General features: G+C 65.0%; 27 protein-coding genes. 11 read left to right on the top strand and 16 right to left on the bottom strand.

Annotated features, from left to right (window positions below):
• Nucleotides 1–5 precede the first annotated feature (5 nt).
• Nucleotides 6–809, bottom strand: a complete 804-nt coding sequence (locus R4P57_RS05035) for an SDR family oxidoreductase (RefSeq protein ID WP_317801774.1) — start codon at nt 807–809, stop codon at nt 6–8.
• Between the two features lie 35 nt (nt 810–844).
• Here R4P57_RS05035 and R4P57_RS05030 point away from each other — a divergent pair, with 35 nt between their 5' ends.
• Both R4P57_RS05030 and R4P57_RS05025 read left to right on the top strand, forming a co-directional pair.
• Entirely contained in the window at nt 845–1,645 is an 801-nt protein-coding gene (locus R4P57_RS05030; RefSeq protein ID WP_411742303.1) for an ABC transporter ATP-binding protein, read from the top strand.
• Complete coding sequence (locus R4P57_RS05025) at nt 1,642–3,225, top strand: ABC transporter permease (protein ID WP_317801773.1); 1,584 nt, start codon at nt 1,642–1,644, stop codon at nt 3,223–3,225. Before R4P57_RS05030 ends, R4P57_RS05025 begins: the two co-directional genes overlap by 4 nt.
• Here the strand turns inward: R4P57_RS05025 and R4P57_RS05020 are convergent.
• On the bottom strand, nt 3,217–3,777 hold the full coding sequence (locus R4P57_RS05020; protein ID WP_317801772.1) for a sugar O-acetyltransferase: 561 nt from the start codon (nt 3,775–3,777) through the stop codon (nt 3,217–3,219). The two genes, R4P57_RS05025 and R4P57_RS05020, sit on opposite strands and share 9 nt — an antisense overlap.
• A gap of 10 nt (nt 3,778–3,787) precedes the next feature.
• Nucleotides 3,788–4,294, bottom strand: coding sequence for a GNAT family N-acetyltransferase (locus R4P57_RS05015; RefSeq protein ID WP_317801771.1), 507 nt, complete (start codon nt 4,292–4,294; stop codon nt 3,788–3,790).
• Nucleotides 4,295–4,407: 113 nt separating this feature from the next.
• On the opposite strand from R4P57_RS05015, the gene R4P57_RS05010 reads away from it, so the two are divergent.
• Nucleotides 4,408–5,277 carry a D-2-hydroxyacid dehydrogenase gene (locus R4P57_RS05010; RefSeq protein WP_317801770.1) on the top strand — a complete coding sequence of 290 codons (870 nt, stop codon included), beginning with the start codon at nt 4,408–4,410 and terminating at the stop codon, nt 5,275–5,277.
• Nucleotides 5,278–5,330: 53 nt separating this feature from the next.
• Nucleotides 5,331–5,774 (top strand): SRPBCC family protein, encoded by a 444-nt coding sequence (locus tag R4P57_RS05005; protein ID WP_317801769.1) that lies wholly within the window; start codon nt 5,331–5,333, stop codon nt 5,772–5,774.
• On the opposite strand, the gene R4P57_RS05000 is transcribed toward R4P57_RS05005, so the two are convergent.
• The 5 genes from R4P57_RS05000 to R4P57_RS04980 all read right to left on the bottom strand — a co-directional run bounded on the left by R4P57_RS05000 (nt 5,771) and on the right by R4P57_RS04980 (nt 11,125).
• Nucleotides 5,771–7,021 (bottom strand): Nramp family divalent metal transporter, encoded by a 1,251-nt coding sequence (locus R4P57_RS05000; RefSeq protein WP_317801768.1) that lies wholly within the window; start codon nt 7,019–7,021, stop codon nt 5,771–5,773. The two genes, R4P57_RS05005 and R4P57_RS05000, sit on opposite strands and share 4 nt — an antisense overlap.
• A gap of 86 nt (nt 7,022–7,107) precedes the next feature.
• Complete coding sequence (locus R4P57_RS04995; protein WP_317801767.1) at nt 7,108–7,716, bottom strand: hypothetical protein; 609 nt, start codon at nt 7,714–7,716, stop codon at nt 7,108–7,110.
• Between the two features lie 105 nt (nt 7,717–7,821).
• Nucleotides 7,822–9,066 carry a molybdopterin-dependent oxidoreductase gene (locus R4P57_RS04990; RefSeq protein WP_317802300.1) on the bottom strand — a complete coding sequence of 415 codons (1,245 nt, stop codon included), beginning with the start codon at nt 9,064–9,066 and terminating at the stop codon, nt 7,822–7,824.
• Between the two features lie 311 nt (nt 9,067–9,377).
• Nucleotides 9,378–10,226 (bottom strand): DUF692 domain-containing protein, encoded by an 849-nt coding sequence (locus R4P57_RS04985; RefSeq protein ID WP_411742302.1) that lies wholly within the window; start codon nt 10,224–10,226, stop codon nt 9,378–9,380.
• Nucleotides 10,214–11,125, bottom strand: a complete 912-nt coding sequence (locus R4P57_RS04980; RefSeq protein WP_317801765.1) for a TIGR04222 domain-containing membrane protein — start codon at nt 11,123–11,125, stop codon at nt 10,214–10,216. The genes R4P57_RS04985 and R4P57_RS04980 overlap by 13 nt, the downstream gene beginning before the upstream one ends.
• A 178-nt stretch (nt 11,126–11,303) precedes the next feature.
• Here R4P57_RS04980 and R4P57_RS04975 point away from each other — a divergent pair, with 178 nt between their 5' ends.
• Genes R4P57_RS04975 through R4P57_RS04965 form a run of 3 tightly spaced genes read left to right on the top strand, consistent with a single transcriptional unit; the run spans nt 11,304 to nt 14,935 of the window.
• Complete coding sequence (locus R4P57_RS04975) at nt 11,304–12,578, top strand: HNH endonuclease signature motif containing protein (protein WP_317801764.1); 1,275 nt, start codon at nt 11,304–11,306, stop codon at nt 12,576–12,578.
• Between the two features lie 60 nt (nt 12,579–12,638).
• Nucleotides 12,639–13,937, top strand: a complete 1,299-nt coding sequence (locus tag R4P57_RS04970) for a lipase family protein (RefSeq protein ID WP_317801763.1) — start codon at nt 12,639–12,641, stop codon at nt 13,935–13,937.
• A gap of 14 nt (nt 13,938–13,951) precedes the next feature.
• On the top strand, nt 13,952–14,935 hold the full coding sequence (locus R4P57_RS04965; protein ID WP_317801762.1) for an endonuclease/exonuclease/phosphatase family protein: 984 nt from the start codon (nt 13,952–13,954) through the stop codon (nt 14,933–14,935).
• Here R4P57_RS04965 and R4P57_RS04960 read toward each other — a convergent pair.
• Genes R4P57_RS04960 through R4P57_RS04930 form a run of 7 tightly spaced genes read right to left on the bottom strand, consistent with a single transcriptional unit; the run spans nt 14,928 to nt 17,659 of the window.
• On the bottom strand, nt 14,928–15,506 hold the full coding sequence (locus tag R4P57_RS04960; protein WP_317801761.1) for a hypothetical protein: 579 nt from the start codon (nt 15,504–15,506) through the stop codon (nt 14,928–14,930). The genes R4P57_RS04965 and R4P57_RS04960 overlap by 8 nt on opposite strands.
• Entirely contained in the window at nt 15,503–16,045 is a 543-nt protein-coding gene (locus R4P57_RS04955) for a DUF6286 domain-containing protein (RefSeq protein WP_317801760.1), read from the bottom strand. The genes R4P57_RS04960 and R4P57_RS04955 overlap by 4 nt, the downstream gene beginning before the upstream one ends.
• On the bottom strand, nt 16,042–16,407 hold the full coding sequence (locus R4P57_RS04950; RefSeq protein ID WP_317801759.1) for an Asp23/Gls24 family envelope stress response protein: 366 nt from the start codon (nt 16,405–16,407) through the stop codon (nt 16,042–16,044). The genes R4P57_RS04955 and R4P57_RS04950 overlap by 4 nt, the downstream gene beginning before the upstream one ends.
• On the bottom strand, nt 16,400–16,579 hold the full coding sequence (locus R4P57_RS04945) for a hypothetical protein (RefSeq protein WP_027495126.1): 180 nt from the start codon (nt 16,577–16,579) through the stop codon (nt 16,400–16,402). The genes R4P57_RS04950 and R4P57_RS04945 overlap by 8 nt, the downstream gene beginning before the upstream one ends.
• A gap of 15 nt (nt 16,580–16,594) precedes the next feature.
• Nucleotides 16,595–16,879, bottom strand: a complete 285-nt coding sequence (locus R4P57_RS04940; RefSeq protein WP_128646075.1) for a hypothetical protein — start codon at nt 16,877–16,879, stop codon at nt 16,595–16,597.
• Nucleotides 16,880–16,883: 4 nt separating this feature from the next.
• On the bottom strand, nt 16,884–17,159 hold the full coding sequence (locus R4P57_RS04935; protein ID WP_317801758.1) for an Asp23/Gls24 family envelope stress response protein: 276 nt from the start codon (nt 17,157–17,159) through the stop codon (nt 16,884–16,886).
• A gap of 11 nt (nt 17,160–17,170) precedes the next feature.
• Nucleotides 17,171–17,659, bottom strand: coding sequence for an Asp23/Gls24 family envelope stress response protein (locus R4P57_RS04930; protein WP_317801757.1), 489 nt, complete (start codon nt 17,657–17,659; stop codon nt 17,171–17,173).
• A gap of 122 nt (nt 17,660–17,781) precedes the next feature.
• Between R4P57_RS04930 and R4P57_RS04925 the strand changes: the two genes are divergently transcribed.
• The 4 genes from R4P57_RS04925 to R4P57_RS04910 are packed head-to-tail and all read left to right on the top strand — an operon-like array spanning nt 17,782 to nt 21,938.
• A complete protein-coding gene (locus R4P57_RS04925; RefSeq protein WP_317801756.1) occupies nt 17,782–18,339 on the top strand; it encodes an RNA polymerase sigma factor in 558 nt (185 codons plus the stop codon).
• Nucleotides 18,324–18,782 (top strand): hypothetical protein, encoded by a 459-nt coding sequence (locus tag R4P57_RS04920; protein ID WP_317801755.1) that lies wholly within the window; start codon nt 18,324–18,326, stop codon nt 18,780–18,782. Before R4P57_RS04925 ends, R4P57_RS04920 begins: the two co-directional genes overlap by 16 nt.
• A complete protein-coding gene (locus R4P57_RS04915; RefSeq protein ID WP_411742320.1) occupies nt 18,742–21,264 on the top strand; it encodes a DUF4118 domain-containing protein in 2,523 nt (840 codons plus the stop codon). The genes R4P57_RS04920 and R4P57_RS04915 overlap by 41 nt, the downstream gene beginning before the upstream one ends.
• Nucleotides 21,261–21,938, top strand: a complete 678-nt coding sequence (locus R4P57_RS04910) for a response regulator (RefSeq protein WP_317801753.1) — start codon at nt 21,261–21,263, stop codon at nt 21,936–21,938. Before R4P57_RS04915 ends, R4P57_RS04910 begins: the two co-directional genes overlap by 4 nt.
• Here R4P57_RS04910 and R4P57_RS04905 read toward each other — a convergent pair.
• Complete coding sequence (locus tag R4P57_RS04905) at nt 21,920–22,378, bottom strand: carboxymuconolactone decarboxylase family protein (RefSeq protein ID WP_317801752.1); 459 nt, start codon at nt 22,376–22,378, stop codon at nt 21,920–21,922. The two genes, R4P57_RS04910 and R4P57_RS04905, sit on opposite strands and share 19 nt — an antisense overlap.
• Nucleotides 22,379–22,416: the final 38 nt, after the last annotated feature.

Here is a 22,416-nt window from a genome sequence, read left to right as displayed (position 1 = left end):
GTCGGCTACCGCTTGAGGCCGAACATCTTCGCGATCGTCTTCTCCATGAAGGTCGCCGGCAGCAACCGCCGCGCCAGAAATACGACCGGCGCGTTGCTTCCCCTGGCGTACAACGGTTTCGGCTTGTCCGCCTCGATGGCCTTCAACACCACCTCAGCGACTTCCTCGGCGGAGATGCCGGTTCCTTCCTTGCGATCCAGGGATGAGATCGCGGTGTGGAAGTCGTCTCGGTGGACCGAATCCGGTGCGATGTACTTGGTTCGTCGCTCACTGATCCCGGTGTTGATCGACCCCGGCTCGACGGTGGTCATCCACACGCCGAAGGGCGAGAGTTCCAGACGCGCCGCATCGGAGAAGCCCTTGATGGCAGCTTTCGTCGAGGCGTAGGACGAGCGATAGGCCAGCGGGAAGCTGGCCAGCATCGATCCGACCATCACGATGCGGCCGTATCCACGCTCGCGCATACCGGGAATGACGCCCTGCGACAGCGTCACTGCGCCGAAGACGTTCAACTGGAAGAGTCGCTCGATGGCATCGGTCGGCAGTTCCTCGAACGGCCCGGACTGACTCTCACCGGCGTTGTTGACCAGGACGTCGACGTCACCGAGGTCGGCGACGAAGGTGCGGATCGAATCGGGATCGGTGAGGTCGAGAGCGCGATACTCGACGCCGGTGGCCCGTTGTGCGTCGGTCATCGAAGCCGGCTTGCGGGAGGTGCCGATCACTCGGTATCCCCGGGCGACGAGCGCCTGCGCAACCGCGCGTCCGATACCCGACGAAGCTCCGGTGACCACTGCCGTGCGATTCATGCCCAGATGGTACCGGTGTCGTCGATTCGTACCGCATGACGAACCGGCCCATACCGGTTAGTCTGTTACCTGTGCAAACGAATTCTGCTGCCCTGCTGATCGAGCACCTCTGTATGGCCTTCGGCTCCAAAGTTGCAGTCGACGACCTGTCACTGATGGTTCCACCCGGTTCCATGTTCGGCCTCGTCGGGCCGAACGGCGCAGGCAAGACCACGTGTCTGTCCATGGCGGTCGGTCTGCTCAGGCCACACTACGGCCGAAGTCTGGTGTTCGGACAAGACGTCTGGGCCGATCCCATCGCCGCGAAAGAGCTACTCGGAGTACTGCCCGACGGGCTGGCTCTGCCGTCCCAGTTCACCGGCCACGAGCTTCTGACGTACTTCGGACGACTGCGCGCGATGCCGGAGGACGTGATCGCGCGGCGTCGAGACGAGCTGCTGGACGCGCTGGATCTTGCCGACGCCGGGGGAACTGTCATCGCCGACTACTCCGCGGGCATGACCAAGAAGATCGGACTGGCCTCGGCGCTGCTGCACGGCCCTCGGCTGCTCGTGCTGGACGAGCCCTTCGAGGCGGTCGACCCCATCTCCTCCACAACGATCCGCAACATTCTGGTCCAGTTCGTCCGGTCCGGCGGGTCGGTGATTCTGTCGAGCCACGTGATGGCGCTCGTCGAGCAACTCTGCACCCACGTCGGCGTCATCACCGGCGGCCGCGTCGTGGCGGTGGGAACGGTGGACGAGGTCCGCGCCGGCGGAAGCCTGGACGACGCCTTCGTTCGTCTGGTCGGTACTCGCGAGCAGAATCCCGACGGTCTGTCCTGGATGCGCTCGTGACGTCCCTCGGTCGCACCGTCCTGCAGATGCGAATCACGCTCTACCGCAGACAGTTCAAGGGCGGGCAAGCAGTGGTGAAAAGCGTGTTCGGGTTGTTGGGACTGGTCGTCGCGGTCGTGGCATGTGTGTTGTCTGCGCGCAGTGGAGCCTCGCAGGTATTGGTCGGCGGCACCGCGAGCCTCGGGCTGACACTGATGGGCCTGAGCTGGGTGCTGTTCCCGGTACTCTCGGGGATCTCGGACGACAACATCCAGCCCCGCCACTTCCAGATGCTGTCGGTGGAACCCGCACGCCTGGCGCGGGCGTTGTTGGCCACGTCGGCGTTCGGCATGGTGGTGCCGTTGACGGCCATCGCGACTGCGTCGATCCCGATCTATGCCGTGTCGCGTTCTCTCGCAACTCTTCCGCTTGCCCTGGTGGCATGGCCTGCGACCGTCGTGCTCTTCGTGACGCCGTCCAGGGTGGTCGCCGTGGCGATGTCTCAGCTACTGAAGAGTCGGCGCAGTCGAGAGTTCGCTCTGCTGGCGTTCGGAGCGGTCTTCGGCGGCCTGTACTTCCTGCAGTTCCCCATCACGCAGAACTTCTCTCGGGTGCTGACCGGAGAAGTGACATGGCCTCTGACGCTGGCACATTCGATTCCCTTCAGCTGGGGAATCACCGGGGTGGATGCTGCGCTCGACGGCAACTGGCTGCCGGCGATCGGCGTCGTGGCGGGACTGCTGCTGCTCGACGTCGTCTTGGTGTGGTCGTGGCAGCGACTTGTGCTGCGGCTCTTCGAGGGACGGGTGTCCGCCTCGTACGGCGCGTCGCGCAAGCAGATGGCAGCGAACGGCCGCAACGGCGATACCGGCTGGCGTGCAACCCGTGTCGGCGCGGTGGTGACGCGTGAGCTGGCCCTGTGGCGCGGCGATATGCGTCGTCGAAGTCAGCTGCTGTCGGTCCTGATCTTCGCGGTGCTCGGAGGCGTCGGTCCGTTGGTGACCGACTCGATTCCGTTCAGTGCCGCATGGGGTGCCTGGATGGTGATCTTCATGGCGATGGGCGCGGGATCGAACCTGTACGGCCTCGACGGAGGTTCGATGTGGCACCTGGTGATGATTCCGCAGGCTCTGCGTGACGACGTCCGTGGCCGACAGATCGCCTGGCTGATAGTCGCCGCACCCTTTGCGATCGTGTCCACAGCGGTCGTCCGAGTGTTCGGCGACCTCGGACTCCACCGGCTGGCAGTCCCCATCTCGGTGACGTTGTCGATGCTCGGCGTCAGCGCAGGGCTCATCGTCGTGGTCTCGGTCCGTGCCGCCTACCCGGTCCCCGAACCCACCAAGGCCTTCTCGCTGAACACCCGAGGGTCGTTCAACGGAGGGTCGTTCGCCTTGATCTTGCTGTCGACGGTCGTACTCGCGCTGTCGGTAGTGCCCGGTCTGCTCCTGGCATTTCTCCTCCCCGGTGCCTTCGCGTACCTGTCCGTTCCCGTGGCCGCGGCGATCGGCTGGCTGGGGACGTGGTGGGGTGCGAGGATGGCCGTCGACACGCTCGTCGGTGACTCCGACAAGATCTTGCACGCGGTGATCTCACGGTAGGGCGCGGATTGCCCGACACGGGTTGCCGGCAGCGAAGGTGCGCGACGGCACGTCGCGGGTGACGACGCTGCCGGCACCGATCACCGAGTTGTCGCCGATCGTGACTCCCGGACAGACGATGACCCCGCCGCCCAGCCACACGTTGTTCCCTATGGTGATGGGAAGAGCACTCTCCCACCGTGTTCGGCGCGCCTCATGATCCTCCATGGGGTGCAGCGCCGTCAGTAGTTGTGCCCGTGGGCCGATCGACACATCGTCACCGATGGTGATGGGTGCGCAGTCCAACAGGATTGCGTCGTAGTTGAGGAAACTGTTCGATCCGATGGAAATGTATGTGCCGTAATCGCATTGGAACCTCGGCATGATCCACGAATCGTCTCCGAAGGATCCGAGCAACTCGCCGAGAATCTCGCGTCGTTGTTCGTCCTGGTCCGCGTCGGTTGCGTTGAATCGGTCGAGCAGCTTCCCACACGCCACCCGAGACGCCACCAGGTCGGGATCGTTGTCTCGGTACAGCTCTCCGCGCAGCATGCGATCCCGGTTTTCGCCCATGGGCGAGACACTACCGATCGGTCGACTTCTCGAACAGGGCCACGCTGAACCACGAACTGCCGTCGGCGAACTCGCGGCGGCCGACTTCTCGGAAGCGCTGTCGCAGGTAGTAGCCACGCAGCTCCGCATTGGTCTCGGCGCAGTCCAGCCGTAGTAAGGATCTGCCCTCCCGTCGGGTCCGCCCCGCAGCCCATTCGAGCAGCTGAGTGCCCAGTCCGGTGCCCGCCTCGCTTCTGTCGATCACCAATCCGTGTACGTAGCCGGCGAGCTGGCCGTCGCCCGGCCAGATGTCCGGATCGGCCCAGATCAACCGCAGCGCCCCGACAATCGGGCCGCCGGGCTCGCGTCGGGCGACGTAGAACTCTCCTGCCTCGATCTGCGCGTCGACAGTGGCGAGGGGCACCTCACGTGGCGTCCACTGATCGATGCCGCGAGCGAACAGCCAGTCCTCGGCTGCGTGCCGGAGTCCGAGTATCGTTGCTGCGTCGGCGGCAGTTGCGGGTTCTACGGTGAGCACGGTGCCATGGTACGGAGGTGGCGAGTCTTGTGGTGAACGTGCTTGTGGTCGAGAGTGGTTCGGACCGAAGGTCCTTTCCCACGATCGATGGAGTCGACTTCCGACGCTGCTCGATGGATGAACTCGCCGACGCGGTGTCGTGGGCCGAGGTGCTGTTGTTTCGGACCTTCGAGACCGCCGATCTGCGGGCCGTGTGGCCCGATGCCGAGAACCTTCGCTGGATCCACGCGTCGAGTGCCGGCGTCGATCGACTGCTGGATCCAGTTCTGCGCGAGGGCCCGTGGATTCTGACGAACTCCGGTGGAATCCTCGACCGAGCGATCGCCGAGTACGTCGCAGCCGGCATTCTGGCGTCGGTCAAGAAGCTGCCCCGAGCGCTCGCTCGACAGCGCGAGCGGGTCTGGGAGCACAGAGGTACCACCGGTATTCACGGTCGCGCCGCTCTCGTCGTCGGACCCGGTTCCATCGGACGCGAAATCGCCCGGGTGCTCGGCGCGCTCGGTATGCGCGTCGACGCCGCCGCAACGTCCGAGCGGCCGGGCGATTCGGAGTTCTCGCGGATCCGAAACGTCCGACAACTGTCCTCGTATGCAGGCGAATACGACGTGATCGTGCTGGCGGCACCGTTGACCGACGCCACGCGCGGCCTCGTCGACGCAGAGGTTCTTTCGGCGATGCGTTCCGATGCAGGCCTGGTCAACATCGCCCGCGGACCTGTCGTCGACGAACAGGCCCTGTGCGACGCCCTCGCTGCCGGCGTCATCGGGTGGGCCGTGCTCGACGTGTTCGAGGTAGAGCCGCTGCCGGACACGAGCCCGCTGTGGGGTTTGGACAACCTCATCCTCACCGCGCATCTGGCGGGCGACGCCGACGACTTCGCCGAGCGTCTGTGGGAGCTGTTCGAGGACAACCTGCGGCGCTATGTCAGAGGATCGGTGCTGGTCAACGTGGTGGACAAACAGGCTGGGTACGTACGCCGCTGAAACGGACCGTCAAAGTATGCGTAACACCTCGTAGCGTGTACTAGGGTGCACGAGTGCGTGAAATCAATCGTTCGGCCGTGGCATCGACCAGTCGCGACGCGGCGTTCGCCTACATGGACGACTTCAGGAACGTCCCGCAGTGGATGTTCGGCATCAGCCGTTTCGAGCCGACGAGCGACATCTTGTCCGGTCTCGGGGCCACGTACGACGCGACGATGCAAATCGGTCCGAAGGCCCTCACCTCCGTTGTGCACGTCACCGAATGGGTCCACAACGAGAGGCTCACGCTCGAATCGGTGGAGGGCCTGTCCAACTCGTCCACGTGGTCGTTCTCCGACACGGCAGACGGCGGTACCCGTCTGGATGTGGTGTTCCGCTACAGCCTGCCCGGCGGAATCGCAGGCAAGGTGCTCGGAGCCGTGGTCGAACCCGTTGTGGGTCAGGCGATCAAGCACACGGAGTCGACGCTGCGGGCACGGCTGGAAGCGACCGACTAGTACACGTACTTGTCGAGGGCATCCAAGACCTGGTCGACGGCGAGCCACGCGAACAGGAATGCACAGACGCCCAGCGTGAGGTTGGTGAACCAGCCGTTGCGCCACTGCTTCGGCACTCGATCGCTGTTGAGCAGAATCAGCAGTGTCACCGCAAGAAACGGCATGAACACGGCCCCGAGCACGCCGTACGTGAGCACGAGCCCGATCGGTTGGTCGAGCCACAGCAGCGCCATGGGCGGGAACGTCAGCCACGCGACATACCAGCGGAAGTACTTGCCCCCCACTCGCGTTTCCGGGTGACCCTGTTCGAGGCCCTTCAGATTGCCGACGAAGTCCGCGAACATCAGGCTCACTCCGTTCCACACCCCGATCAGCGACGAGAACGACGCCGACCAGAATCCGATGAGGAACACGTAGCCGAACAGCGTGCCGTAGCGGTCGGCGAGCACGTCGGAGAGTTGGATCAAGCCTTGATCGCCGGTGGAGATCGCGATCTGCGAGGAGTACAGCAACTCGGCGCCGACGATGAGCATCGCGAGGACGAAGATACCGGAGATGACGTAGGCCATCGAATTGTCGATGCGCATGACGCGCATGAATTTCGGTGTGATCCAGCCTTTCTCGCGCAGCCAGTAGCCGTATGCGGCGAGCGTGATGGTGCCACCGACGCCACCTGCCAGGCCGAGGACGTACACGATCGAGCCGTCGGGAATGGTGGGGACGATGCCCTTGACGATCGCGGGAACGTTCGGAACCGCCACTACCGCAGCGCCGATCACGGTCACGAACATGATGCCGACGAAGACGGTGATGATCTTTTCGAAGAACCCGTAGCTACCCAGCCAGATCAACGCGAACCCGAGGAGTCCGGACGCGATGGCGACGACCTTGAGATCCAACGCGGGGAACAACGCGACGATCGGCAGCGCGCTCGACGACATTGCCGCAGCGCCGTAGACGAATCCCCAGATCACGATGTAGGGCGCGAAATACACCGTCGTCCATTTACCCAGCGAACGCCAGCCCTGGAAGATCGTGTTGCCCGACGCCAACGTGTAGCGGCCGGCACCTTCCACCAGAACGACTTTCATGACGACACCGACGATGATGACCCAGAGCAATGCGTAGCCGTAGCGCGAGCCGGCCACCAACGTTGCGACGAGGTCGGCGGCCCCGATACCGGTTGCGGCGACCACCAGTCCGGGGCCGACCACCTTCCATTTCGGAGGTGCAGTGGTCTCGGTCATCGATTCTCCTCGGGCGCCGGGGCTGCTCAGTGACCTGTCTCACTCTCCATGAAACGCAGGGTCCCTGGCAAGTCTGCGCAGCTCGACTAGGAAATCGTTGTGGTGCAGACGACGAATTGCCTTGATTCGTAGGCAAATCCACCTTCGGGGCATTCGTTGGGATCGGCGGTACCGGTCTTGATTTCGGTGACCTGTTCGACGTCGGTCGCGCTGGGGTCGCCGCAGTCGACTCGTGAGGGCTCGTCCATACCCACGGTGGGGACGCTCATGCAGCCGTCGACAACCCAGTCGACGTCGAGGCACAGTGCGCCCTGCTCGACTCCGTCGAGCGTCTCGTAGTAGGTCTGATTGATGTCGATGGGGCACTGCTCGTTCTGCTCGGCCTTGGCGATGACCTTGTAGTTCGATTCCATGCTGCCGCATTCGGCGTTCTCGATGGTGGCGGCAGTCATCGTCCCGCCGAGTTGGACGCACTGACCGATCTCGACATCGATGTCGGTCGAGCCGCCGGCGTCGATGCCTTCTTGGCCCGAGACGTCGTCGGTGGTGCTGGGAGCGGCGGACGTCGACGCGGAGGTGGCTGTGGTGGTGTCGGCGGCGACGGCGTTGCCCGCGTCGGACGACGAACAGCCTGCGGCGAACAGCAGCGTGAGAGCCGCACTTGCGGCGAAGAGACCTCTGGACAAAGCAAGCATGGTGGCAAACCTTCGCAACTCATCCAGGCGAGGGAACGCGCCCTCGTCGGCAACCCCACGGGCCACCGATGAAAGATTGTTTACCATTCACGCAGTTTTGGAAAGTCAGGAACGGAAGACGATGCGAGCAACCCATTTGGTGTTGTGGACGCCCGGAAGGGCAGGAACGATCACACGCGCGGGAAATCCGTGATCGAGCGAGAGATCGACACCGTTGACTTTCAGGGCCAGCAACGAGTTCGGATGTGCCGCTTGATTTCCCTGCAGCACCGCACGGGTGAAGGCTCCGTTCTGCTCCAGAGAGCTCACCTCGGCCGATCGCGGTGCCGGCACGCCTGCCAGCGCAGCGAGTTCGGCCAACGGGACACCGGTCCACGTCTGTGTGGTTGACCATCCTTCGACGCACGCGATCGGAAGTTCGGCAGTGCGCTGCGGCATCGACAGCAGCCTGCCTCGGGACAACACGATCGGGACGGCGTCCTCGGCTGCGCTGCTGATCGTCAGTTGCCAGTCGGTCCCGGTCTGCGCCTCGGTGATCCCCGCAGCTTCGGCCGTTCGATTGATCTGGAAGTCGTTGGGGCCGTCGCCGTACGAGCGTCCGCGGGGCAGCAGAATCGCGGCCTTGCGCAGCACTCCCCCGAGCGTCTGTCCGACCGTCAACACGGCAATGAAACCCATTCCGGCAGCGACCAATCCGATGGCGCCGCGTCGACTCATCGTCGCCGGAGGGTTGTCGTCGGTCGGTTGATCCGCAGCTTCGTTCCTGGCGCGCAACACGTCCATCAGCGACTCGGCCCTCAGGGTGCGCCACATCAGCGGAACCTTGAGACCGAGGTGTACGAGAAATCCGGAGATGAACACCCAGGCACCGAAGTAGTGAGCGGCGTAGAAGTCGAAACCGAACACGTAGTCGTACTGGATGTTGAGAACACCGGTGACGATCTCGAACAGCAAGCCACCGACCAGTGCCAACAGTGACAGTCGTTCGAGCGCATGCGCCGGCGATCGCACCGGTGGTAGTTCGACGAGTTTGGGCATCACCGACCACAGTTTGGCGATGACGAGCGGCACGATGATCAGGCCGAGCCCGACGTGCAGGCCCTGCGTGAGCTGATACAGCCAGGCAGGATCGGTGGGCCAGTCCAAGTACGGCAACCGCAACCACCCCACGGCACCGGGTTTGGCCTGCCCGAACTGCGGCCCGTAGGCGCTGTACGAGAGCAACCCCGTCACCGTGATGATCGGCAGCGCAACGAGCAGTGCCGCACCGAACAGCGACGTCAACCACGTCCCGCGCAGCGGACTGCGAAAGCGCACGAGTGAGTTGCGGGCGTCGGCCATGTAGGGCATTCGCTGCCCAGGCAGTGCCGGATGTGTCGCGTCCAACTCCCCTGCCCGACGCATCGCCTCGTAGAAGGCCTCCGCATCTGCGGCGGCGGATGTCTTGGGCCGGTCGGACGCCCATCGGTGAAACAGCTCGTCGTACTTCTCCCCCAGCGCCGACGGCACCGCCGGGTACCGAGCCGCGATCTCGGCTGCCCGCTTGCGCAGCAGAGCTGTTCGTGTGGCGTCGATGGTGGCCGAATCGAAACCCGGGGGCAGCGGGTCTCCCGCGACGAGTGCGCGGATCAGCTCCTTCTGTCGTCGAGCCAGGTTCTCGCTCACGTGGTCCGACCCAGCAGCCTGTTCGGGGTGATTCGTTTCAGGCCTGCGGATTCGGAGATCACATCGAGTTCGTCGAACAGCTCGTGCTCGGGCGGGTAACGACCGTCGCGTTCGAGCATCAACGGCGGGCGGTGCCCTGCCGCGGTGAACGTGCGCAGCAGCTCGAGCACTTCCTCCGGTACGGAAGCAGTGTGCGTGTCGTGGTACAGACCGTCGCGAACGGTGCCACCGGCGATGTGGCAGTAAGCAATTCGATCAAGGGGCAGCCGAGTCAGTTCGGTCCAGGGATCACGCCTGCGGTTTCGTGCGTTGGCGTAGACGTTGGCGATATCCAGCACCAGGGTGACGCCGGTGCATTCGACCAGTTCGGTGAGAAACTCGCTCTCGGTGAGCTCGTCGTCCGGCCAGTCGAACAGTGCCGCAATGTTTTCCACGGCCAGCGGGACGGAGAGACCGTCCTGGGTCCGCGTGATGTTCCGAGCCAGCACCGTCAGGGCTTCGCGTGTCCGCGGCACCGGAAGCAAGTGCCCGGCCTCGATTCCGTCGGCGCGGACGAAGGCGATGTGCTCGCTGACGATCGGTGAGCCGAGCATCGACGACACACGTTCCAGGTGCGCAATTCGGCGCGGCTCGACCGGCTCGGCACCGCCGAGCGACAGGGCGATACCGTGCGTGACGACGGGGACTTCCAACTCGGTGAGGCGGCTGGGCACATCATCACCGATCGATTCGGCGATCACCTCGCAGAACGCGAGGCCCGGCAATTGCGAGATGATTCCCGAAATTTCGGAGCGCCAGCCGATTCCGAGCCCGGCGGGCAGGGCGGCCACGGTCACCCGCCGCACCCTCCGCCGCCGCCGCAGCCACCGCCGCCACCCCCTCCGTCGCTGCCACCCACTCCTCCTCCGCCGCTGCCACCACTGTCACCGCCGAAGCCGAACGATCCAGCTGCGCCTATTCGCGCGGCCTCGTAACTCATTGCACCTGCCATCGCTGGGTCGAGCAGCATCAGCGCAGTCGTTCCGAAGATGGCAGCCGACATACCGGCGCGCGACGGACCGTACGCGGTGAAGGACGGACGAAAGCGTGGGGAGAGGTAGTCGTTTTCGGCGCGAAGGCGTCGGAGCTCGGCGTCTCCGAGGGCGGTACGACGGGGCCGGCGAACTGCGAACGGAAGTGCCACGAGCAGCACGACGACAATGCCGACGAGGAAGCCCACCGGCTTACCGTTCGCGATGCCTGCAGCGATGCGTGCGATGCCGACGGCCGCGACGAAGAGGATGGAGACGGCCCGGGCGAGCGTGGGACGTTCGCCTGCGCCGTGCATCAGGCCTTCGTCGACCAGCGCGTTGCGCAGTTGCGCACACGAAGCGGACATATTCGTCACCAGCCTGGAACGAACCAGGGGGGCCTTTCCGCCGCCGAGTCGTTGGAGAACCGTAAGGGTGAACGCATCGAGCTGCATGCGCTCGGCATCGGTCAGGGTGCGGCACCTACCGCCCCGAGAATCGATCACATCGGCACCGCGCAGGATGGCGAGCGATGCCATCACCGCCTGCATGTCGCTGGTGAGTACCCCCACCTCGGGTGGTGTGAGAACCCGAGTGGCCGATGAGGCCGGAACGGACCGGTGTGCAGCGAGCCAGTTGCCCACCAGCGTCGCAGCGACTGCGAGAACGGCCGCAAGCAGATACCACTGCAGGAACTCCGCGCCGGCAATCCCCCAGGTGTCGGTATTCCCCACGGCTGCACCACCCTTCGGTCGGAACCAGCATCTGGTGTCAGTATCGGGCCAAACGGCGAGAAAGCAAGCCCGAATGCGTCCCCGCGGGGACGCGTAGGACTCGCGAGAACTTCCTGTCGGTACCTCGTCGTACATTTCTCGAACATGCATTCGATGAATGGGGGCATTCATGATCGACATGGCCGACACAGGATCCGAGGCGGGGCGGATCGAGATGAAGGAAATCGAGACCGAGATCTGCGCTCTGGCCGGTCAGATTGCTGCGGCGTCGGCGCAGTATCTGATTCTGGTGGGTGAGTTCGATGCTCGACGCGGATGGGCCGCCTGGGAAGTGCGGTCCTGTGCGCACTGGTTGTCCTGGCGTGCCGGAGTCGATCTGCACACGGCTCGTGAGCAGGTGCGGGTGGCCAAAGCGATGCGCGAGTTGCCGCTGATCACCTCGGCGTACCTGAGCGGCACAATCTCGTACTCGAAGGTACGCGCGATGACTCGGGTTGCGACGGCCGAGAACGAGGCGTCGCTGCTGCAAAAGGCGCTCGACGCACCCGCTGCGCACATCGAACGTCTCTGCCGTGGTCTGAAGAAGGCGATGCGTCCGACCAGGGGCAACGGCGTCGACCTCGATCCGTGCGTGGGGCGGTGGCGCTGGGACGAGGACGATGGCTCGCTCGTGCTGACGGCACGCTTTCGGCCCGAGGACGGCAAGCGGTTTCTCGCTGCATTGACCAGGGCGGAGTACGAGCGCACCCGAATCGAGGGCGAATCCGAGGGTGACCGGGCGGCCCCGGCACCGCCCGACCCGGTGCCGGCGATGGTTCCCATGGCCGAGATGATCTGCGCTGCAGTGGATTCGCCAGTCGTCTCACCGGAAGCGGAAGTGTTGGTCCATCTCGGCAACAGCACCGAAGCCGGATGCGATCATGCTCATTTCGACGACGGGCCTGGTCTCGACGACGAGACTCTCGCCCAGGTGCTGTGTAATGCGGTCATGCGGACTGTCGGCCACGGCCGCCTCGGCAAGACCGTGCGTTGGAGTGTCACTGCGAAAGCCCCGAGCCGAACCCAGTTGCGTCAGCTGATCATTCGAGATCGATACTGCACGGTGCCCGGGTGCGGGCGCACCCGATTTCTGCATGCTCATCACGTCACCTACCGCTCACGGGGAGGTGCGACGTCACTCGACAACCTGGTCCTGCTGTGCGGCGAACACCATCGAGCGCTGCACGACGGGTATTTTTTCATCGAAGCCCCTGGCGATCAACGCTTCTCGTTTCGCCATCCTTCGGGAATCGCGATGATTCACGCTCCGGCGATGGCCGGTGACGCGGACGAACTTCGGCGACGATACGACGGGATCGCACCCGACGCCATCGTCCCGAACTGGGGTGGTGAAGGCCTCGACCTCAGCTACGCGACCGATGTCCTGATCACCAATTGGCAGCAGGCTGCATGAAATGGGGTCGTTGAGGGCAAGTTAGTGTGACGGCGAGACTCGGACAAGAAGCGGTGGAACATGAGCGTCGACAGATCAATGGGGGACGAACAGCCCTGGCCGGTGGAACGAGCACCGAGCCGGAGCGACGCGACCAGGCCCGAGGACGACCCTTTCTACGCCGCGCCCGAGGGGTACGAAGCAGCTCTACCCGGGACGATTCTCAAGGTGCGGCCGGTCGAGGTCGCGATGTTCGGGCGTGTGCGCCAGCGAGTCGACGCGTGGCAGCTGCTCTATCGCACCGCTGATCTCGGTGGTTTCCCCCAGGCCAGCGTCACGACGGTGCTGCGCCCGCGGGACGCCGAGCCGGTACTGCTGTCGTATCAGTGCGCGATCGACGGCGTCGCATCCTCGTGCTTCCCGTCCTACGCGCTTCGGCGTGGCTCACGGGCGTTCGGTGCGGTTCCGCAGTTCGAGTTCCTGCTGGTACTGCATGCTCTGCGCCGTGGGTGGACCATCTCGATCCCGGATCACGAGGGTCCCGACGGTCATTGGGGTTCGCCGCAGGAACCCGGGTTCTGCACGCTCGACGCCGTTCGCGCGGCGTTGTCGTTCGAGCCGCTGGACCTGCCTACGAGCACGCCGGTAGCGCTGTGGGGCTACTCGGGCGGCGGGCTCGCGACGTCGTGGGCGGCGGAGATGGCACCGGAGTACGCACCGGAGATCGAGGTGGTCGGTGCCGCCCTCGGCTCACCCGTCGGAGATCCGGGCTCGGCGTTCACCAGGTTGAACGCAACGTTCCATTCGGCGCTGCCGACGCTGGTGGTTGCGGGTCTGCGGCGCACCTATCCCGAGCTGGACCGGGTCATTCGCCAGTACGTCAACGAAGACGGGATGCGCATCCTCGATTCGGTCGAGAACATGACGACCGTCCGCGCTGTCACCCGCCTGGCGCGCCACGATCTGGATCGCTACATCGACGTCCCATTGGCAGACTTGCTGGCTCTGCCCGAAATCGTGCAGGTGTTCCAGGACATTCAGCCGGGACGAACGGCTCCGACGGCACCGCTGCTGGTCGTTCAATCGGTGCACGATCAGATCATCGCCGTCGACGACGTGGACGGGCAGGTGGATCGGTACATCGAGGCAGGTGCTCACGTGACCTATCTACGGGACCGGCTGAGCGAACACCTGTCGCTGCACCCGCTCAGTGCGCCGCTGACATTGGACTGGCTGGCCGATCGATTCGCCGGACTGCCGGTCGAAGAACCGTCGACGCGAACGGTGTGGTCCACAGCGTTCTCCTTCTCGGCGGTGCGCGGATTGATATCGCTGACCTGGACAACCATCAGAGCGTTGGTCGTCGGCGTCCGGGCGTAGCTACCCTCGGACCGATGCGACGAACCTGGATACGAATACTCACCGGCACGATCGCCATTCTGGGCATCGTCACCGGGCTCGTGGCGATGTGCGTCTACTACACCGACACCCGGGTCAATGTCCTGATCGCGCTCGCGTCGTTCGTTCCGTTGATGTTCGTCGCCGTCGTGGTCGGTGCCCTGGTGGCGTTGATCGGTCGACGCTGGGTTCTGGCGGGAGTCTCCGCGCTGGTGCTCGCGGCAGGCGCATTCGCCTACGCACCGCTCTACGTGGCAGACGCGGCACCCGAGGACGCGACGGGCAGCGAGGGCGTGCGGTTGCGCGTGATGCAGGCGAACCTGATGATCGGGCTGGCCGATCCGACTGTCGTGGTCGGTCAGGCCCGCGACAGCGCCGTCGATATCGTCACGATCCAGGAACTGACCGTCGCGTCGGTGGTCGGCCTCCGCGACTCAGGCATCGAGGAACTCTTCCCCTACAGCTACCTCCAGCCGCACGTGACAGGCGGCGGCGGAGCCGGAATCTACAGCCGATTCCCGATGTCCGGCAACCGCGAGCTCGACGGATACGGCCCGGTGAATCTCGCCACCGAGGTCGAGGTCCCCGGTTCCGAGCCGGTCACACTGCTGGCCGTGCATCCCGGTCCCGCCTACATCACCCCGGCCGACATCTGGACCGCCGAATTGGACACGCTCCGAAACGATTTGGAGGCGGTGTCGGTCGGCGGGCCGGTGATCGTCAGCGGCGACTTCAACACGACGTATTCGCACAAGAAGTTCCGCAACCTGCTCGATGCCGGATATTCCGATGCCGCAGCGCAATTGGGGAAGGGACTGATCCCCACGTATCCCACGGACAAGGGGACACCCGCCGTCGTCGGGATCGACCACATCCTCACCAACACCGGTCATGCTCGGTCTTTGGAACGAATCGATCTCCCCGGATCGGACCACCACGGGCTGATCGGGGAGATCGAGTTCTCCGCAAGCGTCAGCTGACGCGAACGACCTGCTTTCGAGACTTGCCACACTGCAGCAGGATTCGCACGGCTGCCGGTGTTCCGTCGAGGGAAGTCACGATGTCGTTGCGCGTCTGTGCTGCCGCGCCTGCCACCTTGTCGAGCGAGGTCACTGCGGGGTCCAGCGTCGCGGTGATCTCGACGACTCTCTGACCGCGGTCGGACACCGAACGGCCGGTTGCCGATACGACACCTTCGTGAGCGGCCAGGGACTTCGCGGCGCTTCGGGCAGCGGTGCCCAGGTCGACACTGAGCCGGCCGTCGACATCTGCATCCGCGGTGGACGCGAAGGCGACGGTGCCGACCGAACGGCGCGGTAGGTGCGCGAGGAGCCACCACAGACCGAGCAGAACGAGGACGATGGCGGCTGCTCCGAGAGCCCAGGGCCACCAGCCTGCGTCGATGGCGGTGTCGACGAAGGCCGCGTCGAGACGTTCGCGGCCGGGGAACTTTCCGCGCTCCCAGGCGATTGCTCCGCCGCCGAGCGCGATCAGGGCAAGGCCGACGACGGCGGTGCTGGTTCGGTCGACCGAAGCGGTTGCGCGTTTCACGATGCTTGTCCTGTCGTTCGCACTCGGGTGCGGACCTTCGGAGCCGACGCGAGTGGGCGGAGGGCGTCGTCCACGGAGGTGACGACGGAGGACTTCGTCTCCGAGGTGTCCGTGCCGGCGACGGTGGACACGGCGACGGTGACCTTCTTGTTGCCGGCCTTGGCGGTCGCGGAATCGACGCCGACGCTGTCGAGAGCGGCAGTGCGGGCAACGGCTGCGACGTCGCCCTTGCGGAGCCAGACGTCCTGCTCGGAGAGGGCGCGGTGGGTGCGTCGGCGTGGACGAATCGCGACGAAGACGAGAATGAACCCGACGACGGCTGCGGCGATTCCTCCCGGCAGCATCCACGACTGCGCGGTGAGTCCGTCCACGCTCGTGGCGGCGGGGCCGACCCATTCGGGGCCGTCGATGGCACCCAGGTTCAGCAGCGCCTCGCGGCCGAGGACCACTCCGGCACCGATGAGGACGAGTGCGAACAGGATTGCGGGTACGGCTGCGGTGGGGTTCGCTACCGGCTTCTTGCTTGCCTTCTCGATCATTGCACTCTCCCTTCTTCACGGTTGGCCTCGGCGGGTACGCATTGGACGGTGACATCGACTCGGTCGACGGTGTAGATGCCCAGCTCGGACAGATCTCGTGCCACAGCGGCGCGAACGTTCGCGGCCACCGTCGCCAACGGCGAGGGCCAGGTGACCGCTACCGCGACCTGTGCGCGAACGCGGGAGCCGCTGATCGTCACGTCGGCCTTGGGTAGGTCACGCCCACCGAGGACGCGTAGTCCCGGCTGAGGTCCGGCGACCGCGTCGGTGCTGCGGGCAGCGAGGACGGCGAGTCGCTCGACGGCCTTGTGCTTGATCTCCAGCGATCCGCGTTCGCCGGGGTCGGTAACTGTCTCAGTCACGACCGCGACCACGCATGATCGAGTTCAGGTCCAGCTCGCCGTCGATGTAGCGGCCGACGAAGAATCCGAGGCCGCCGAGAACGATGGCGATGAGGAAGCCGGTGAAGCCGCCTGCCGCTGCGGCGATGGCCAGCAGAAGTCCCACGAACAAACCGATGGTTGCAGTGGTCATGGTCTTGATCTCCACTCAGAGTTCGAAGTAGTTGCGCCTGGTGACGCGTTTGCGGATGCGAGCGATCCGCTTGGGAAGTGTGCGTAAGGGGGACGGAATCGAGGACGCGCGAAATGCCGTCGGTGCGCTCGCTGCGTTGACAGGGGTCGAGGGCAGTACAGCGAATCTTCGGTCGACAGCGGCGAGTTCGGCCATGTACCGGGCCGGATCTCCACCGATATCGGGGTGGTGTTCGCGTGCCACAGCGCGCCGAGCCGCCTTGTACGCGGCGGCTCGGTCGTGCGCTGCATGCTCGTTCACCTGGTCAGACTCGCACAATGTCCTCGACGGTGACGTGCACGGGCCCGTCGACCATCGCCGCAACTGTGCGACGCACGGCATCGGCGGTCTCGCGTACCGCAACCCCGAATTCGAGTGTGACGTGAACCTCGGTTCCGTCCTCCCCGATTCGGATGCCCGCGATCCGGCGTCCTGGCAAGTACGTAGCGGCTTCGCCGAACATGCCGCCGTGCAGCCCGACGACACCGTCGATCGCCAGAACGGCGTCGGCGATGTCCTCGGACCTGTCACGCTCCGTCATGTGCGGATCGGTCACTGCACTCGGGTGGAGGTGGCCTCGGTGGTCTCTTCGTCTTCCGAGCCGTCGTCGAGGAAGATGTCGTGGACGACGATGTTGACCTCGGTGACCTCGAGCCCGGTCATGCGCTCGACGGCATTGATGACGTTGCGACGGATGCCTGCAGCAAGGTCTGCGATCGACACTCCGTAGTCGGCTACGATGTCGATGTCGACGGCTGCCTGACGCTCGCCGACCTCCACCGAGACGCCCTGCGACTGGTTGACGCGGGCGCCGGGGATGCGCTCGCGGAGGGCACCGATCGCGCGGCTTGCTCCGCCACCGACTGCGTGCACTCCCTGAACCTCACGGGTGGCGATGCCGGCGATCTTGGAGACGACGGTATCGGCAATGGTGGTGCGACCCTGCGAGCTGACGAGTACGGAGTCCGACTTGGTGGTGATGTCGGTCTTGCCTTCGCCTGCTGCCGATACGGTTGCCTTGTTGTCCGTCGTGGAGCTCATTGAATGCCTCTCTTCGTCGTTTGTCTCGTGCAGAGTGTGTGTCAGGAGTTGGTCGTAGCTCGATCGGTGAAACGCACGTACAAATAAAGTGACCTACGTCATAGATTACGTTTGGGGGCTAGATGGAGTGGGTTGACGCGTCGGATCGCGTTCTCGTCGGCGCTGCTGCGCTCGGCGAGACCGATGCGTTCGAGGAGATCGTCCGGCGCTACGGCCCGGAGATGTTCCGGTACGCGCGCAACATGTTGTCCGATCAAGGTGCCGCCGAGGAGGTGGTGCAGGACGCATTCGTGGCAGCGTGGAAGGGGCTGGACAACTTCCGAGGGGACTCGGCGTTGAGGACGTGGCTGTTCTCGCTGGTCTCGCACAAAGTGATCGATCATCGACGACGTCGCAGCGTTCCTCCCGCAGAAGATTGGGTATTCGAGCGAAAGAGCACCGGCGCGGGCAGCGATCCGGGGGCCGATGTCGAGGCCGACAGCTTCATGACCGAACTCGGAGTCGCGCTGGCCGAACTGCCCTATCGCCAGCGAGCCTGCTGGCTGCTCCGCGAGGTCGAAGGCCTGACGCACCCCGAGATCGGCGCGATCATGACCTTGTCCGCCGGAGCAGTACGTGGTCAATTGACCAGAGCACGAGCAACATTGAGCGAAAGGTTGGCAACATGGCGAACCCGGTAGAGCCGGATTCGGTTCTCGCGCGTGCTGCCACCGAACTTCGGGACGCACCGCAGGAACCGAATTGGGTGGACATCAGCTCGTCCATCATCGCGAAGGTACGCAACACCACTCGGCGTACGTGGCCCATCGACAGCGCCTTCCCTACCGGCTCCGACGCCGGTCCGCAGGACTCACTGAAGATCAGCGACCACATCGTCAAGACGACGCTTCGGCGCGCCCTCGCGGGCGTTCACGGCGCACAGCCCACCGAGATCGACCTCCACCTCGACGATAACGCCTGCGTCGGTCTGTTCATCGCGGTGATCGGGGTGTACGGCGACGACCTGCAGGCTGCGGGAGACGAGCTCGCGAGTATCGCGATCGATGTCGTGGAGGATCTGCTGGGTGCCACCCTCGATCGTGATGTCGTGGAAGTGCGCGTCGACGACATCGAGGAGCGCTAGCTGTACGGGACGGGTGAGGAGACAGACTGTGGCGGATAGGGGTGAGCTGCGGATCTACCTCGGTGCTGCACCCGGCGTCGGCAAGACTTTCGCCATGCTCGGCGAGGCTCACCGATTGCGTAGCCGGGGCTGCGACGTCGTGGCCGCGGTGGTCGAGACACACGGCCGAGCGCGGACGATCGAGGCACTCGACGGCATCGAAGTGCTGGCGATGGCGGCCGTGGACTATCGCGGGTCCTCGGCTCAGGAACTCGATCTCGACGCCGTCCTGGCCCGAAAGCCGCAGGTGGTGCTCGTCGACGAATTGGCGCACACCAACACCCCGGGGAGCGTGCACGGCAAGCGGTGGCAGGACGTCGAAGTGCTGCTCGACGCAGGCATCGACGTCATTTCGACCCTCAACGTCCAGCACCTCGAATCGCTCAACGACGTGGTGCAGCAGATCACCGGAGTGCCGCAACGGGAGACAGTGCCCGACAGCGTCGTTCGGGCCGCAGACGAGGTCGAGTTGGTCGATATCACCCCCGAGGCGCTACGCAGCAGGTTGCGGCACGGCAACGTCTACGCTGCCGAGAAGGTCGACGCGGCACTGAGCAACTACTTTCGCGGCGGCAACCTCACCGCCCTGCGCGAGCTCGCACTGCTGTGGATCGCCGATCAGGTCGACGCGGCACTGGTGAAGTACCGCAAGGACAATCGCATCACCGACACGTGGGAGGCCCGCGAGCGCGTGGTGGTGGCAGTGACCGGCGGCCCGGAATCGGATACCCTGCTCCGCCGCGCGAGTCGCATCGCCTCGAAGTCCAGTGCAGAGCTGATGGTGCTGCACATCGTCCGCGGTGACGGGCTGATGGGCGTCTCGGCACCGCAGATGGGCTCGGTGCGCACGCTCGCCGCCGGCCTCGGTGCCAGCGTGCACAGCGTCGTCGGCGACGACGTACCGTCGACCCTGCTCGACTTCGCCCGCGGCGTGAACGCGACCCAGCTGGTGATCGGCACCTCGAGAAGGTCCCGTGCCGCGCGAATCCTGGACGAGGGAATCGGCGCGGCAGTGGTGCAGAACTCGGGAAAGATCGACGTGCACATGGTCACCCACGACGAGCAGGCTCGGCGATGGGGAGTGCAGGTCGACTCGGGACGGCGCCGCATTCTTGCGTGGGTCGCCGCTGTACTGGTGCCCTGCCTGGCCGCGGCAGTGTTGAGCACGATCGGGCCGGACTTCGACTCGAGCGGCGAGAGCGCCCTGTTCTTCATGGTGGTGCTGTGCGTCGCGCTGCTGGGAGGGGTTGCGCCGGCAGCACTCTCGGCGTTGATCGCGGGCTTCCTGCTGAACTACTTCTTCACCACCCCCAGATACAGCCTCACCATCGCCGAGCCCGAAAACTTCGTCGTCACCGTCGTACTGCTCCTCGTTGCCGTCGCCGTCGCAGCCCTCGTCGACGCTGCTGCGCGGCGGACGCGTCAGGCACGGCGGGCGACTCAGGAAGCCGAACTGTTGACGCTGTTCGCCGGCTCCGTGTTGCGCGGAGCCGACCTGACGGCACTGCTCGAACGCGCCCGCGAAACGTACCGGCAGAGCGGGGTAGCGCTGTGGGACAACCAGTCCGGGTCCATCGTGGGTAGCGCCGGCACACAGGTTCCTGTCGATCGAGCCGGGGCGGACACCGAGGTCGACGCAGGCGACTTCACGTTGCTGCTCGTCGGCGAACGCACACGCGCGCACGATCGGCGGGTACTCGCGGCAGTGGCCAACCAGGCCGCGGGCATGGTCCGTCAGACGCGTCTCGCCGAGGAAGCCAGCCGAGCCAACGCTCTCGCCGAGGCCGACGCGTTGCGTCGAGCATTGCTTTCGGCCGTCAGCCACGATCTGCGGACGCCGTTGTCTGCGGTCAAGGCGGCATCCTCGTCTCTGCGCAGTACCGATGTTCAGTTCTCGCCCGAGGACACCGACGAGTTGCTGGCGACCATCGACGAATCGGCCGATCAGCTGACCGCTCTGGTGAGCAATCTGCTCGACTCGTCGCGGTTGCAAGCCGGTGTGGTGCAACCGAGTCTGCGGCCTGTTTTCGTCGACGACGTGCTCCGTGGCGCGCTGGTCGGAGCGGACGACCGAGTGCGTGTCGAGGTGGGCGATGTCGAGGTACTGGCCGACCCGGGCCTGCTCGAACGGGTGCTCGCGAATCTCGTGAACAACAGTGCCCGGTACGCCCCCGTCGGCGACATCACCGTCAGTGCCGCCGCGCACGGTGAGTGGGCGAGTATTTCCGTCGCCGACCACGGCCCCGGCATCGCCGAGGGTGCCGAGGAGACCATGTTCGACGCGTTCCAACGCCTCGGTGATCGGGACAACTCGGTGGGTGTCGGGCTCGGATTGTCGGTGGTGCGGGGATTCGTGCGTGCGATGGGCGGTACCGTCACGGCATCGAACACTGTCGGCGGAGGGCTGACGATGACGGTCGAGTTGAAGGCGGCGAGCAGGTGAAGGTGCGGGTGCTCGTCGTCGACGACGAGCCGCAGATCGTCCGAGCGTTGCGGATCAATCTCAACGTCCGTGGGTTCGAGGTGGTCAGCGCGGCGAGCGGCGGGGAGGCGCTGCGGGTGGCCGCGAACTTCCACCCGGACATCGTGATTCTCGATCTCGGCCTACCCGATATCGACGGCATCGACGTCATTGCGGGCTTGCGGGGGTGGACCGACGTGCCGATCCTGGTGCTCTCGGCGCGTACCGATTCGGCCGATACCGTCGAAGCACTCGACGCCGGTGCCGACGACTTCGTCACCAAGCCCTTCGGCATGGACGAGCTGCTGGCCCGATTGCGCGCCGCACTACGCCGCGGACCGCACTCCGTCGCCGACCCCGTTGTCGTCACCGAGGACTTCACCGTCGACCTCGCTACGAAAACCGTTGTGCGCGACGGTGAAAGCGTACATCTGACCCGCACCGAGTGGGGTGTACTCGAACTACTGGTGCGCAACGAGGGCAAGCTGGTGTCGCAGAAGGACATACTGCGCACCGTCTGGGGACCCGGCAATGAGCGCGAAACGCATTATCTACGAATCTATCTCGGCCAGCTGCGACAGAAACTCGAACGCGACCCGGCCTCCCCGGTGCACCTCATCACCGAAACCGGTATGGGTTACCGATTCGTGAGCTGAGCGCGCGGTTGCGGCTCCAATCTCGTGGTGACGCCGATGCGGTTCCAGGCATTGATGGTGAAGATGAGTCCGATCAGTTGAGCGATGGCGTGCTCGTCGAAATGTTCCGCGACGCGCTCGTAGATCTCGTCCGGTACGCCGCCGTGCGGAAGGGTGGTGACCGCTTCGGTGAGCGCGAGTACGGCCCGTTCGGCCTCGCTGAAGAAGCTCGGGGCATCGTGCCAGATCGACACCAGCGTCAGGCGTTCCTCGCGCTCGCCTGCGGCGCGGGCATCCGAGGTGTGTCTGTGTATGCAGTACGCGCAGCCGTTGAGCTGAGATGCCCGGATCCGGACGAGTTCGGCGAGCTCGGGATCGATTCCTTCACGTACCACCGTGTCGAGTGCGACGAGTGCCTTGTAGGTCTCCGGTGCGGCTTTCGCCAGGTTGATTCGCGTCATGTCGTCCACAGTACGATCCGAGGTGAACCCGACTATGG

Origin of the sequence: Rhodococcus sp. IEGM 1330, assembly GCF_033142445.1 — a bacterium.
Classification (GTDB): domain Bacteria; phylum Actinomycetota; class Actinomycetes; order Mycobacteriales; family Mycobacteriaceae; genus Rhodococcoides.
The sequence above is the reverse complement of the archived record's forward strand: the minus strand, read 5'-3'. Positions and strand labels throughout refer to the sequence as shown.